This window comes from Emticicia sp. MM (genome assembly GCF_001649495.1).
Genome location: NZ_LXHX01000095.1, coordinates 1 through 14569 on the forward strand (window position 1 = coordinate 1; position 14569 = coordinate 14569).

Consider the following 14569-nt stretch of genomic DNA (forward strand, 5'->3'; position numbering starts at 1 on the left):
AATATATAAAGTCCAAAATTTTATATTAAAAAATAAAATTTCTTTAAATAATTCAATTTTTAAAAATTGTACAAAAACAATATGGCTTTAGGTTTTTAGTCGTAATTTTGTAATCCCATTTCACGCATCAATTATTGCTTCAAAGTCAACAACTAAATTAATTATTAACGAATCGACCAGTAAGGGTTCGATTTGTATTTTTTTAAGATAATATGTTTACAGATATTGTTTTTTGATGGTAAACTTAAAAAATGAATATCTTTGAAAAATTCAAAAACTTTGAGAATCAATGATTAATCAACAATTACAGCAACTGGCCAAAGAATTGGCCGGAGAGTTTTATCTGGATGATGTCATGCGTACGCTGTATGCTACTGATGCTTCTGCTTACCGTGAAATGCCACTGGCAGTAGCAATTCCGAAAGATGAATCCGACATTCAAAAATTGATAGCTTTTGCTCGTAAAAATAATACTTCGCTTATTCCTCGTACTGCTGGTACTTCCTTGGCTGGGCAAGTGGTGGGCAATGGTATTATCGTTGATGTATCTCGTACTTTTACTAAAATACTTGAACTAAACAAAGAAGAGCGATGGGTAATAGTACAACCGGGAGTTGTGCGAGATGAATTGAATTTCTTCTTGAAACAAAACGGACTATTCTTCGGCCCCGAAACCTCAACAGCAAATCGTGCTATGATTGGCGGAATGGTAGGAAACAATTCATGTGGCTCAAATTCGGTGGTTTATGGAAGTACCCGAAACCACTTGATGGAAGTAAAAGGCTTTTTGAGTGATGGCTCTTTTGTTGAGTTCAAAAATTTAAGTCTTGAAGAATTCAAACAAAAACTGAATAATACTACAACTCTTGAAGGGCGAATTTACAACCATATTAATACTATTTTGAGCGACGAAGACAATCAAAACGAAATTCGTAAAGAATTTCCGAAGATGAGCATCGAGCGTCGTAATACAGGCTATGCCATTGATGAACTTCTGGAAACCGAAGTTTTTACAAAACAAGGCAAAAACGAAACCATCAAAACTCCACCTTTGGCTGGCGTTTCTTCGGGTGGTGCTTTTAACTTCTGCAAACTGATTGCTGGTTCGGAAGGAACGTTGATGTTTATTACCGAAATAAAACTTCATGTCAATCCACTACCGCCAAAAGTACAAGGCTTGGTGTGTGTGCATGTCAATTCAGTGGATGAATCTTTAAGAGCAAACTTGATTGCTCTCAAATACAAACCTACGGCCGTTGAATTAATCGACCATTATATTTTAGAGTGTACGAAAGAAAATAAAGAACAAAGTCAAAATCGTTTCTTTGTGCAAGGCGACCCTGGTGCGATTTTGGTGGTAGAACTTTCAAACGATGATATTGACGAAGTAAAATCTCGAGCTACCGAAATGGAAGCCGAAATGCGTGCCGCTGGCTTGGGTTATCATTTTCCGATTCTTTTCGGCGAAGACACTAAAAAGATTTGGACGCTTCGCAAAGCGGGTTTGGGGCTTCTTTCTAACCTCCCAGGCGATGAAAAAGCTGTGGCAGTTATCGAAGATACGGCCGTTGATGTAAACGATTTGCCAGATTTTATTAGAGAATTTAATGAAATTCTGACTAAAAATGGCATGTCATCGGTGCATTATGCCCATGCAGGTTCGGGCGAGATTCACCTTCGACCAATCATTAATCTGAAAACAGCCGAAGGACACCGCCAGTTTAGATTGATTGCCGAAGAGATTTCGACTTTAGTAAAAAAATATAAAGGGTCACTTTCGGGCGAACACGGAGATGGGCGTTTGCGTGGTGAATTTATTCGTCAGCAAATTGGCGAGAAAAACTACGCACTAATCAAAGATTTGAAAAAAGTTTGGGACGAACAAAATATCTTCAACCCAAATAAAATTGTCGATACGCCTCCGATGGATAAATTCCTTCGCTACGAAGCCGACCATAAAGTGCCAGAATTTGAAACAATTTTCCGATTCAATAACCAAAATATCCTCCAGCACGCTGAGCAATGTAATGGTTCGGGCGATTGCCGTAAGACCGAGTTGAGCGGCGGAACGATGTGTCCGAGTTATATGGCTACCCGCAACGAAAAAGATACTACTCGTGCCAGAGCCAATATTTTGCGTGAAGTACTCACAAACTCCGACAAGCTCGACCGTTTTGATAGCAAAGAGGTTAAAGAAGTAATGGATTTGTGTCTTTTATGCAAAGGTTGTAAATCAGAATGTCCATCGAATGTTGATGTGGCGAAGTTGAAAATGGAGTTTTTGCAGCATTATCAAGAGAAAAACGGTGTTCCGATGCGGTCTTGGTTGATTGGCAATTATTCAAAAATGAGTAATATTGCATCGTATGTGCCATGGGCTTATAATTTGGTTCTCGGAAATGCTCCTTTGCGTAAAATTGCTAATCGTTTGATTGGTTTTCATCCTGATCGAACAATGCCACTTTTGAGTAACAATACACTCAAACAATGGTATAAAAAATCGGAGAAAACGGATTCTAAATCAGGAAAGAAAGTATATTTATTCTGTGATGAATTTACGAATTTCAATGATGTTGAAATTGGTAAAAAAGCACTTGATTTACTCAATAAGCTTGGTTATGAGGTAATTATCCCAGACCACGTTGATTCAGGACGTGCGTATTTATCGAAGGGATTACTGAAAGATGCCCAAAAATTGGCCAATCAAAATGTGGCATTGTTGAAAGATGTCGTCACCGAAGAAACGCCAATCATCGGAATTGAACCTTCGGCAATTTTGACTTTCAGAGACGAATACCCCGATTTAGTTGAAGCAAATTTGGTAGAATCGGCTAAAAAACTTGCCAAAAACGCTTTGATGATTGATGAGTTTATTGCCCGTGAAATTGACGCAAAACGCATCACGGCTGAAAGCTTTACCAGTGAAAAACGCCTCATTAAATTACACGGACATTGCCAACAAAAAGCAGTTGCTTCTTTAACACCGACTAAAAAAATACTGTCATTGCCTAAAAACTATGAAGTGCATCTCATTCCATCGGGTTGTTGCGGAATGGCGGGTTCGTTTGGTTACGAAAAAGAACATTATGATTTATCAATGAAAATTGGTGAATTAGTGCTTTTCCCGACGGTCAGAAAACAACCCGAAGAAGTAATGATTGCTGCCCCAGGAACAAGCTGTCGCCACCAAATTCATGACGGAACAGGCCGAAAAGCCTTACACCCTGTTGAGATTCTTTGGCAAGCATTGGTCTGATTCTTAGGTGTTTATATCTTTTGGCGATGTTTTTCAAAAAAATACATCGCCAATTTTGTTTTATAGTGGTAGTTTTTATGAATTTTTCGAGTTTTTGCTGAGTAAATATAGTTTTTGTATTTTTATATTAATGTTTTTGTTTAAAATTGTTGAAAAATTTAGCCTTAGATGGCTATAAAAGTGAATCTGAGTTCTAATGGTACATTCAGTAGGTAGATTGCTGGAACATTATAAGAGTGTAACGTGTTTTAATTCTTACTTACACTTACGTACCCACTAAAAAAGTAAAAATGAGTAACCGAAATTTATTAAGTTTAGAGTTGACAACCCCTGTTGACGACGAACGACCTGTATATTTATCAGGTAATTTTTGTGAATGGAATCCCGATGTGTCAGATTTTGAAATGAAGCGTGTGAGCAAGGGAAAATACAAATTTACATTTGCCCCAGAAGTAGCACTTCCTGAAAAAATAGAATATAAATACACACGTGGTGGCTGGGATTTTGTTGAGCTGGATACTTACGGAAACGCACCAAGTAATCGAGTAATTGATAAATTAGCAGGTAATTATGCCGATTTTGTGCCTTATTGGCGACACGATGGCTCTACGGCATTCATCAAAAAATTGATGCCCAAAGTGCAGGTGGTTTCTGAAAAATTCGAAATTCCTCAATTAAGCAAAACACGGAAAGTTTATATTCTTCTCCCGCACGATTATGACCAAAATCTTGACAAACATTATCCAGTTTTATATATGCAAGATGCCCAAAATCTTTTTGGGAAAGGGTCAAGCTACGGTAACTGGGAAATTGATAAACGCCTTTCGCTTTTGACCAAAAAAGAATTGGGTGATGTAATTATTGTGGCCATCGAACACGGCGAAGAAGAGCGTTTCAATGAATATTCACCTTACACTGTCGAGAAAAAAGGTAAAGGTTTGGGCATGAAGTACGCCAATTTTATTGTGCGTAATCTAAAACCATACATTGATGCCAATTATCGCACTAAAACTGAGCGACAATTTACTGGAATTGGTGGCAGTTCGATGGGTGGTTTGATTAGTATTTATGCTGGTTTGATGTACCCCGAAACTATTGGTCGCTTGATGGTGCTTTCGCCTGCTTTGTGGGTTTCTCCTAAAATCTACTTCGATGCTATTGAGTTTTTTAATCCTCTCGATACAAAAATCTATTTATATGGTGGAGGAAAAGAAGGCTCAGCGATGATTCCAAATGTCAAAAAAATGAAAGAGTCGATAGAAAGTCAAGGTTGGGATGCTGAGAAAATACAAATCAAACTTTCGACTGACCCCAAAGGCGAACATAATGAAAAACGCTGGGGACAAGAGTTTCCCAAAGCGATAGAATGGTTATTTTTCTGAGAGTTTTAATAGAAAGCTGAAACCTTAATAGTTAAGGTGTATACAACGCTGATTTTGATGGATTTAATAATCTATAAAATCAGCGTTACTTGTATGGCGGCGGCCAGCCGTCAGCCTTCTAATCTTATACTTTTAAATATGAAATCTTGATAAATATGAAAATCAACATAACAACCAATAACACCGCAGCTAAAACCATTATCTTTCCGTTGGTAGATAATGAAAAATTGGGTGAAAACCTTTCAAAAATTGCCAAACACGTTGGGATTAGTGCCGAAACACTACAACAAGATTTTAAGGCAGGAGCAAAAGAAACATTAGCTTTGTATGGTGCCATCGAAGGACTCGAAAAAGTATATCTTTTAGGTCTGGGGAAAGCTCCAAAAGCGATTGATTTTGTGAAAGTTTTTCGTTCGTTTTTCTATAATTCAAAGAAAAAACTACCTAAAAATGTTGGTTTGAAGCTGAAATTGGCGGGTTTGGAAGCGTACACTGAGCAAATTGTCAATGGACTTTGTTTGGCCGAATACGAAGTGGGTGTATATAAAACTGATGCAAAAAAAGTAGCTGAGTTTTTTACTGAAGAAGCCGTTTTAGAAATTCAAGTAGCTGAAAATTACTTAGAAAGTGCCGAAAAATCAGCCCAATCAGGGCAAGCAATTGCCGAAACGCAAGCCCGAATCATGGCTCTGGTTGATGCACCTGCCAATTATAAATATCCACAAAAAATCGCCGAATTTGCCATAGAATCAGGTAAAAAATACGGTTTTGATGTAAAAGTTTACGATGAAAAACAATGCCTCGAACTTGGTTTACACGCACTTTTAGCAGTTGGTCGTGGAAGTACCGAAAACCCAGCACGGTTTATTGTGATGGAGTATAATAATAATTCATCAGAAAAAGGCAAAAAGATTGGTTTAGTAGGCAAGGGTGTGACTTTTGATACTGGCGGAATTTCAATCAAAGGTTCGGCAAGTATGAGTTATATGAAGTCAGATATGGGTGGAGCAGGAGCAGTTTTGGGGGCAATGGAATTGGCTGCCAAACTAAAACTACCAGTGCATTTGATTGGCGTAATTCCTTCGACGGAAAATTGCGTTGATGGAAATGCTTTGAAACCAAGTGAAGTGATCTCTTCGTATTCAGGTAAAACCATTGAAGTCATTGATACCGATGCCGAAGGAAGATTGATTTTAGCTGATGGACTTTCTTACATCAAGAAAAATTTCGAGCCAGATGTAATCATCGATTTAGCAACGCTCACAGGCAATTGTATTGCAGCCTTGGGTTATGCTGCCGCAGGATTGCTCTCGAACAACGACAAATTGGCCAATGAATTACTTGAAATCGGACAAGAAACTGGCGAAAAACTGTGGCGTTTACCACTTTGGGACGACTATAAAGATATGATGAATTCGGATGTGGCCGATATTAAAAATCTTTCATCAGCACCTATTGCAGGGGCAATTACCGCCGCTAAATTCTTAGAGTTTTTTATTGATGGCCATACAAACTGGGCTCACTTTGATATTGCAGGCTTGGCCTTTGGTGACTCAGAATTTGCCAAAATGAAATCAGCCACTGCTTATGGCGTAAATTTATTGACTACATGGATGAGGAGAATGAATTGATAATGGAGAATTGATAATGATTTATTCTTTCTTAATTATCCATTCTCCATTTTACATTACCCATTAACTAAGTACCTCTCGCAAAACCTGCAATGATTTTATTTCTCCAAACTCTTCAAAATGGATTTGGTAGAAAACAATTATAACTTCAAGTAAATGATTTCTTACGCCTCTGCTCATAAGTAGGGGCGTTTGATAATCGGCAAAGATTAGCTGATTCATGAGTTTTTGGTAGTCGGTATCAAATGGAATCATGGCATTAAATTCCTTGAATTGCGATACGATTTCGCTCGAATCTTGTGGTGAAAATCCTAAAAAGAATGCATATTTTAGCAAAAAAATCAAGTGAAAGTTCTCGAAATGTTCTTCGGTTTCATCCAGAAAAATGAGCGAATGATAAAGGAAATCGAATAAAACTTCATTTTCAGTATGTTCTTTCAGCGTTTTATTCAAGATTTCATCCAAAAACATTCCGATACTTAATTTATGAATTTCGTAAGGAAGGGTGCGAAAAGGAAAACTTGATTTTATCTCCGAAATTCGGTGAAGGTCTTTCTTTTCATCATGATAAACCACCATATCGAGCAGCGAAAGCGGCTGAAAAAGTGCGATTCTGTTTTTGCCTTTGCTACTTCTTACACCGTTTTCAATAAAAGATTGAATACCGAATTTTTCGGTATAAATTTTTACAATAATTGATGTTTCTCGATAACGAATATAGCTAATAACTATTCCCCGAGTTTTATGAAGCATGGTAAAGTAAAAAGAGAAAAAGGATAATCCAGAGAATATCTATAAAGTGCCAATAAATGCTTATTAGCTTGATTTTCAGTTGGTTAGGTGGATTTACACTATAAACAAAAGAATCGACATATTGCATTCGCTGAAACGCATCTTTATTGGCCGATGCCAAGGCAATTAGTCCACCAAGTGTATGCAAAATGTGCAGTCCCGAAAGTACATAAATAAACATTCCGCCCGTATTATTGGCCATCGTTATGCCTGCTGAAAGCATTTTTTGCCACCCAATCCCCTGCAAAATAATAAACAAAATACCCCCCAAAAGCGTAATGCTAATATTGAGTCGGTAACTACGAAAACGTTCTTCCTTAAAGGCTTTATTTGCACCTTGAAGCGTCAAACTACTGGCAAAAATCACGAATGTACTCACCCAAAATACGCCAGGGATTTTTAGCGGAATATCCTGATTACGTGCCTCTTTGGTGATAAAAACCAAGAGTAAAAAGAAAAATAATAGCCCGCTACCAACAATGGCTAAATACAGCATGAAAGCAAATGGTTCACGGCGTTTTGTAAGTCGATTCATAGACCCCCTGCCCCTAAAGGGGAGTGCTTGTTTATGGTGATTAGATTTTAAAGAATCCTTGCCACATTGCGAAGTTTGGGAAACTACTTTTCAAGTCCGTTTCTTGCTCGAAAATACCATAGACTGTCGAACCAGAACCTGTCATTGAAGCATAAACTGCTCCCGCTTGATAGAGTGTTTCTTTTACGTCGGCAATGGTCGGATACTTTAATAACAACATTTCTTCAAAATCGTTTTTAACTATTTTTTTCCATTCAGAAATTGGTTGCGAAAGTGCCGTTTTTAGAGCTATTTGGGGCTTTTTTGGCGATACACCCGAATACGCTTCGGCCGTAGAAATATGAATATCGGGATTTACTAAAACCACAAACTTTCCTTTCAAATCAAGTGTAAAATCTTCAAATTCATCACCTTTATTAAAGCAAAAAACGGGTCTATTTTCGATGAAAAATGCACAATCCGAACCCAGTTTTCGGGCAAAATCCCTTAATTCATCGTTGTTTAGTTTTAGTTCATAGACATCGTTGAGCATTTTTAGTGTAAAAGCTCCATCGGCTGAGCCACCGCCCAAGCCTGCACCCATCGGAATGACTTTGTGCAGATGAATCATTGGCGGAACGCTGATACGGTCTTGCAATAAATTCCATGCTTTTAGGCATAGATTTGAGCTTTCATTGCCAGGAATAGCCAAACCCGAACTCTGGAAAACAGCGTTTGTAGCATCAGGATTTTGGTTGGGAATAATTTCGAGAGCATCGCACCACTCGACAGGGTAAAATACCGACTCGATGTTATGAAAACCATCGGAGCGTTTTTCGGTAATATTTAAGCCAATATTTATTTTGGCGTTTGGAAATGTAAGCATTGAGTCTGATTTCAAAATCCAAATTTACTCAACCGCTCAGTAAATAAATAGTAAAACAATTTTAAGTTTTTCATAAAACGCTTAACTTACTTTAAAATTAACCCTTTAACAGTCAAAAAATATGAAAACAATGAGACTTTTGGTGTCGCTGTTGGCGATAAGTATATTTTTAAGTAACTGTGGAAAGAAAAAAGAGGAGCAAACCGAGCAAGAAAAGGCTATGGAATTGGTCGATAAGATTACGAAGGAAGCCGAGAATATGTCGAACGAAGAACCGAAAGAAGTGGTTGATGCCAAACTTTTGAAGGAGCTTCTGCCCGAAGAGGCCGCAGGTTTAGCCCGCAAAAGTGCCGAAAGCGAAAAAGTAGGGGCAATGGGTTTTATGGTATCGAAGGCGGAGGCAAGATATAAGAATGATGATAGTTCAATAGAAGTGAATATCATTGACGTAGCAGGAACTGGGGCTTTGATGGGAATGGCTGCGTGGTCGATGATGGATATGGACAAAGAAACCGAAAACGGCTACGAAAAAACGACAACCTATAAAGGGAATAAGGCTTACGAGAAGTATAATTCTAAAAATAATGATGGAGAAATGGCTGTAATTGTAGCTAAGCGTTTTGTGGTATCTGTAAAAGGAAGAAATGTAGCAGTCGATAAAATCAAGGATACGCTTGATGATATTGATTTAGGGAAATTGGAAGACTTGAAGTAACAAAAAGGGAAGCGTCGCTTCCCTTTTTGTATTATATTAAAAATTATCACTCCATTGATATGCCTCAATAAGTTTGGTTTCGCCTTCTTTGCCTTTCGCAAAATTGCCGTGTTCCATACCCATAATAAACTCTTGATTGTTGGCTTTTGCTTTATCGTAAATATGCTTGAAAAGGCTTTTGTAGTTAATTTCACCAGTTGTTGGCTCTTTTCGACCTGGCTCATCTCCGATTTGGAAGTATGCAATTTCTTCCCAACATAAATCCATATTTCGAGTCATGCGGCCTTCGTTTCGCTGCATGTGCCACATATCAAACAAAATTTTGCACGATGGGCTGTTTACGGCCTTACAAATCATGTAACTTTGGTCGGAATAACGCAAGAATAAATCAGCGTTATCGCTCAACGGTTCAAGTACCATCGTTAGGTTATGCGGCTCAAAAATATCAGACGCACGACGCAAAGCATCAATTACATTGGCGGTTTGGATACCCAAAGGAAGATTTCGCTCGAAATAGCCAGGCACGACTGTCATGTATTTTGCATTACAACGTTTGGCGGTTTCGACTGAGGCACGACAAGTTTTTAAAAAGTTTTCAAGAAATTCTTTTTTGCCAGTTGCCAACGAAACTTTCCAGTTATCGCCACCATCTACCACAAAAACGCCCATTTTCATGCCGAGTTTGGCAAGTGTTTCTCCGATTTTAGTTTGTGTTTCCACCGAACGACCTAACATGCCGTTATCTTCAAGAGCCATGAAACCATTATCGGCCATGAATTTAAGTTGGTCGAAAAGGTCTTTTCCTGCCGAATTTTCAAACATTCCGAAATGCGGAGCATACAAAAGTTTGTATTTATACGGAGCTGCGTTTGTTGGCGAAGAAGCCAAATCGTTGGCCGCCAAAGCTGTGGCGGTACTTCCGAGGCTTGTTGCACCTGCGGCTAAGACACTTTTTGAAAGAAAGTTTCTGCGATTCATTAGTTTTTATAGAATTGAAGGTTGAATTTTTTAGAGCGAATAAATTTCTTTCAAATATATCATAAAAAAAGCGTTTGGTCTAAACCAAACGCTAATAGTTTTCTCAATACAAAAAGTCCAAATTTTCGGTTTTTACATCTTCGGGTTCGAGTTCTAAGAATTCTTCCCAAAATGGATTTTCGGGCAATGCTGCCTTACAAATAATTGGTTCTTTTTTTACGGGATGTACAAAATACAAGCGTCGAGCGTGAAGATTGATGTTTCCTTCGAGGTTTGGACGAGGAAAACCATATTTTACATCGCCCCGAATCGGGCAACCCATTTTGGCCAGCTGCACACGAATTTGGTGCGGGCGACCAGTAATCGGATTTACTTCGAGCAAATGCGAATGGTTAATTTCACCTAAATAACGGTAAGTCAGTTCGGCTTTTTGTGAGCCTTCTACTTCTTCGTCAAACGCTTTTACAATATTTCGGGCTTCATCTTTTACAAGCCAGTTCGTCAGTTTTCCTGATTTTTTCTCAGGTTTATTGCCCACAACTGCCCAATAAGTTTTCTGAATTTCTCTCTTTCTGAAAAGTTCGTTCATGCGTTCGAGAGCCTTTGAGGTGCGTGCAAAAACCACCAAACCGCTCACGGGGCGGTCAAGGCGATGCACTGTTCCCAAGAAAACATCCCCAGGTTTGTTGTATTTTTCTTTAATATAATGTTTTACGTAGTCTGAAAGCGTTTTATCGCCCGTGCTATCGCCTTGCACCAAAATACCTTGTGCTTTATTGACGATAATGATATGATTATCTTCGTAAACTACTTGAAATGGTTGTTTCTTTGCCATTTTACTTATAAATTAAGACGGGGTCGCCCGTGCGATGTAGAATTCTAATTCTCTAAAAAACGAATAGATTTTTAACAAAAAATCTCAAAAAACTATCGACTGTCGTCTGTTGACCATCGACTACTAAACAAACTCCAAAGCCAGACGTCTGGTTTCTTTGTCGGTTTCTATATAATCTTCGAGCGTTGGTGTACGCACGAAACTCACTTTTTTCATGCAATCTTCAATCAAATCCGACATTTCTAAGAAACCGATTTCATCACGCAAGAAAGCTGCAACGGCTATTTCGTTGGCAGCATTTACTATACACGCCATGTTTCCGCCAACTTCGAGGGCTTCAAATGCAAATCCTAAATTTCGGAAAGTTTCGTAATCAGGCTTCTCGAAAGTTAGTGAGGGAAATTGTGCAAAATCCATTCTCGGAAAATTAGATTTTAAGCGATTCGGATAGCCAATAGCAAACTGAATCGGCACACGCATATCGGGTAAACCCATTTGGGCTTTCATGCTACCATCTTCAAATTGTACCATTGAGTGAATAATGCTTTGCGGATGCACCACCACTTCAATTTGGTCGGGAGTAAGTCCAAAAAGCCACTTTGCTTCTATCACTTCCAAACCTTTATTCATCAACGAGGCCGAATCAATCGTGATTTTTGCTCCCATGCTCCAATTTGGGTGTTTTAGAGCCTGTGCTTTCGTAACGGTTTTCAAAAACTCACGGTCTTTTCCACGGAAAGGCCCGCCCGAAGCCGTCAAAATTATCTTTTCGATGGGATTATGAAATTCTCCCACCAAACATTGAAATATCGCCGAATGCTCCGAATCAACGGGCAGAATGTCAACTTTGTGTTTTTGAGCTAATTCGGTTACTAATTCGCCAGCTACCACTAAGGTTTCTTTATTAGCCAATGCAATATGTTTGCCTGCTTTGATGGCCGCCACCGTTGGAATTAAACCTACATAGCCAACCAAGGCCGTCAGCACCATATTTACGGAGTCCATCGTCACGACTGAAGCCAACGATTTTTCGCCCGTGTAAACTTTAATATCGAGTGGGTCGAGAGCTGCAAAAACTTTATCGTAAAGGTCTTCGTTTGAAATCACAACTACGTTTGGACGAAACTTTGCTGCCTGTTCAATCAATAAATCGGCATTGTTTTGTGCGGTAAGCACTTCTACTTCAAAAATATCAGGATTGGCTTCTACAACCTCCAGAGCTTGTGTTCCTATCGAACCCGTTGAACCAAGAATAGCAAGATGACGTTTTTGCATGAAAAAGGATGAAATAAATAAATCTACCGAAATTTTTTACAAAGTTCGGAAAATTTAATGATAAAGTATTTATTTTAACGTTTCTATTCGGATTGAATTACGAATTACGAATTACGAATTATGAATTTTTTCTTGTAAAGTGTTGATAACAAGTTGATTGTGCTAATATTCGGATATGTTTTTTTAATAATTTAAAATATGCACTATTCATCCTTTTACTCCCCTTTAGGGGTTGGGGGTGTTTAGAGATTAGGGGTACTATGCAAACTGCTGAAGACCAATTCCAATTTTTTGAAGGCGTATTTTTTGAAAGCTTCGGGCGTGACCTTCAAGTAACCGAGTATCGACTATTGCAGGGCGGAAGTATCAACGTGACCGTGCAGGTAGTTACCAACGAAGGCAAATACTTTGTGAAATATAATACTCGAAATCACGAAGGAATGTTTGAAACCGAAGCCCGTGGTCTTGACTTATTGCGTGAGACTAACATCATTCGTGTGCCTGAGGTAATTAACTGGGGACGACGTGACGGACAAGATTATTTAGTGCTGGAAAACATAGAATATACCAAGCCAAACTTCGATTATTGGGAAATGTTGGGTGAGAAAATAGCCGCCTTACACCGAAATACTGACGAAAAATTTGGACTAAATTTTGATAATTACATAGGCTCACTTCGCCAAAACAATGAGCAAAAAGATGATTGGTTGAGTTTTTTTATCGAAAAACGCTTAAATCTTCAAGCTGGCTTGGCTTATTATAATGAATTGATTAGCAAAGAGTTATACGAGAAATTTCAGCAATTTTATAAAGTTTTACCCGAATTGTTGCCAAACGAACCAGCTTCACTATTACACGGTGATTTGTGGACAGGAAACGTAATTACTAATAATGATGGCGAGCCAACGCTCATTGACCCCGCCGTTTATTACGGAAATCGTGAAATGGAAATTGCCTTTACAACACTTTTTGGTGGCTTCGATAAGCGTTTCTATGATACTTATAATGAAGCCTATCCATTACAACCTCGCTTTGATATGCGTGTGCCGATTTATAATATATACCCGCTATTGGTTCATGTAAATTTATTCGGAACGAGTTATTTACCGCCCGTGATTCGGACTTTAAATAAGTATCTGTAAAAGTCGTTCGTTTTGTTATAAATTGTTAAAAGAGTTGCCTGTTGTTTTCTTTACTTTAAAAATTAAACAATCTGCAACTAAAAACTACAACCTAAACTACCATCAGATTACAACCTCTAATATCTGAATTATCAAAACGGCCAATAATACTGAACGATTGATTTTCAATATTATATGCTCCCAAATCTTGGGTTTCTATGAAGCAGCAAGAATCAATATTTGCCAAATCTACTACATTGATTCCACCACGAATGAGCGTTCGTTCATTGTTGTTTTTAAAATTAACCGTCGAAATAATCTTGAAAGGGTCGTTGATTTCTCGAAGTAAAACTTTCATCGTTTGTGGTAATTCAAAAATCCCATCACCCTTTGAATATCCTTGCGAAAGTAGTTCGGTCATGCCATATTCCGAATGGATTTTTTCAATGCCAAAAGCTGAGGTCAGAATTTCATGAACTTCTTCACGCAAAAGTTCTTTTCTTCTACCTTTCATTCCACCCGTTTCCATGACAATCAATCTATCTTTTAGTTTTTCCATAAAAGATAAATCTTCGCCCGATTCAGCCAAATCGAGCAAAGCAAAAGTTACGCCAATCAACAAAACCTTTCGCTTTGAATTTTGGTTAGATAACTGGCGGAGTTGTTGAATTAATTCAGTAGTATTTTTTAGATAAAAACCTGATTCTCTTGAATAAGTGCGATAAATAAAACTCTGCACCATATACACCAACGACGAATTATTTCGTTCAAGGTAAGAAGGTAACAAAGCTAAAATATGGAAGTCGCTCAGTGGGCCATAAAACTGCTCGAAGATTTGCTGACTGATATATTCATAGAAAGGCAAATCGCTTACTAAATGTTTGCTTGTTGTATCGCCAGTTGTGCCGCTACTTTCAAATATTATTTGTGTAGGAGCAGCATCCGACACTATTTTATGGTGTTTGAAAAACTGAATCGGTAAGAAAGGGATTTTTTCCAGACGACTAACTTTTGTAGGATTTACTTTCAGAAAACTTAGGTATTCTTTGTAAGTGTAATTGCTGGCAGCTTGAAAACGAAAGATTTCTAAAGCTAATTCTTCAAAATCGTGTGGTCTTACTGAGGCATCGCTCAATTGTAAAACTGCCGATTTTAGTTCGTCACGAATACTCATTGAAAATTTT

Annotated in this window: 12 protein-coding genes; 5 read left to right on the top strand and 7 right to left on the bottom strand. The window is 38.2% G+C overall.

Translation table 11 applies throughout. The annotated features are described in order from the left end of the window. Positions 1 to 289: 289 nt before the first annotated feature. The 3 genes from A6M55_RS11420 (at position 290) to A6M55_RS11430 (ending at position 6269) form a co-directional block, all read left to right on the top strand. On the top strand, positions 290 to 3256 hold the full coding sequence (locus A6M55_RS11420; protein WP_064197719.1) for an FAD-binding and (Fe-S)-binding domain-containing protein: 2967 nt from the start codon (positions 290 to 292) through the stop codon (positions 3254 to 3256). A 290-nt stretch (positions 3257 to 3546) separates the two neighbouring features. Further along, on the top strand, positions 3547 to 4638 hold the full coding sequence (locus A6M55_RS11425) for an alpha/beta hydrolase (protein WP_064197720.1): 1092 nt from the start codon (positions 3547 to 3549) through the stop codon (positions 4636 to 4638). A gap of 155 nt (positions 4639 to 4793) precedes the next feature. Further along, the gene (locus tag A6M55_RS11430; RefSeq protein ID WP_064197721.1) at positions 4794 to 6269 is read left to right on the top strand and encodes a M17 family metallopeptidase; all 1476 of its coding nucleotides are present in this window, start codon (positions 4794 to 4796) and stop codon (positions 6267 to 6269) included. Between the two features lie 63 nt (positions 6270 to 6332). Here the strand turns inward: A6M55_RS11430 and recO are convergent, their stop codons facing one another. Genes recO through ispE form a run of 3 tightly spaced genes read right to left on the bottom strand, consistent with a single transcriptional unit; the run spans position 6333 to position 8461 of the window. Continuing rightward, positions 6333 to 7022 carry a DNA repair protein RecO gene (recO, locus tag A6M55_RS11435; RefSeq protein WP_064197722.1) on the bottom strand — a complete coding sequence of 230 codons (690 nt, stop codon included), beginning with the start codon at positions 7020 to 7022 and terminating at the stop codon, positions 6333 to 6335. Then, entirely contained in the window at positions 7012 to 7596 is a 585-nt protein-coding gene (locus A6M55_RS11440; protein WP_064197723.1) for a cytochrome c oxidase subunit 3, read from the bottom strand. Before A6M55_RS11440 ends, recO begins: the two co-directional genes overlap by 11 nt. A 40-nt stretch (positions 7597 to 7636) precedes the next feature. Beyond that, on the bottom strand, positions 7637 to 8461 hold the full coding sequence (gene ispE / locus A6M55_RS11445; protein ID WP_064197724.1) for a 4-(cytidine 5'-diphospho)-2-C-methyl-D-erythritol kinase: 825 nt from the start codon (positions 8459 to 8461) through the stop codon (positions 7637 to 7639). A 121-nt stretch (positions 8462 to 8582) separates the two neighbouring features. Here ispE and A6M55_RS11450 point away from each other — a divergent pair, with 121 nt between their 5' ends. Continuing rightward, positions 8583 to 9176, top strand: a complete 594-nt coding sequence (locus A6M55_RS11450) for a hypothetical protein (RefSeq protein WP_064197725.1) — start codon at positions 8583 to 8585, stop codon at positions 9174 to 9176. 36 nt (positions 9177 to 9212) lie between these two features. On the opposite strand, the gene A6M55_RS11455 is transcribed toward A6M55_RS11450, so the two are convergent. The 3 genes from A6M55_RS11455 to A6M55_RS11465 form a co-directional block, all read right to left on the bottom strand. Continuing rightward, positions 9213 to 10154: a hydroxypyruvate isomerase family protein gene (locus A6M55_RS11455; protein ID WP_064197726.1), complete on the bottom strand. Its 942-nt coding sequence runs from the start codon at positions 10152 to 10154 to the stop codon at positions 9213 to 9215. Positions 10155 to 10257: 103 nt separating this feature from the next. Further along, positions 10258 to 10989 carry an RluA family pseudouridine synthase gene (locus A6M55_RS11460; RefSeq protein WP_064197727.1) on the bottom strand — a complete coding sequence of 244 codons (732 nt, stop codon included), beginning with the start codon at positions 10987 to 10989 and terminating at the stop codon, positions 10258 to 10260. Between the two features lie 123 nt (positions 10990 to 11112). Then, positions 11113 to 12264 carry a 1-deoxy-D-xylulose-5-phosphate reductoisomerase gene (locus A6M55_RS11465; RefSeq protein ID WP_064197728.1) on the bottom strand — a complete coding sequence of 384 codons (1152 nt, stop codon included), beginning with the start codon at positions 12262 to 12264 and terminating at the stop codon, positions 11113 to 11115. A 260-nt stretch (positions 12265 to 12524) separates the two neighbouring features. Between A6M55_RS11465 and A6M55_RS11470 the strand changes: the two genes are divergently transcribed. After that, complete coding sequence (locus A6M55_RS11470) at positions 12525 to 13406, top strand: fructosamine kinase family protein (protein WP_064197729.1); 882 nt, start codon at positions 12525 to 12527, stop codon at positions 13404 to 13406. 91 nt (positions 13407 to 13497) lie between these two features. Here A6M55_RS11470 and A6M55_RS11475 read toward each other — a convergent pair whose 3' ends face one another. Next, positions 13498 to 14559, bottom strand: a complete 1062-nt coding sequence (locus A6M55_RS11475; protein ID WP_064197730.1) for an acyl transferase — start codon at positions 14557 to 14559, stop codon at positions 13498 to 13500. Between the last annotated feature and the right edge of the window lie 10 nt (positions 14560 to 14569).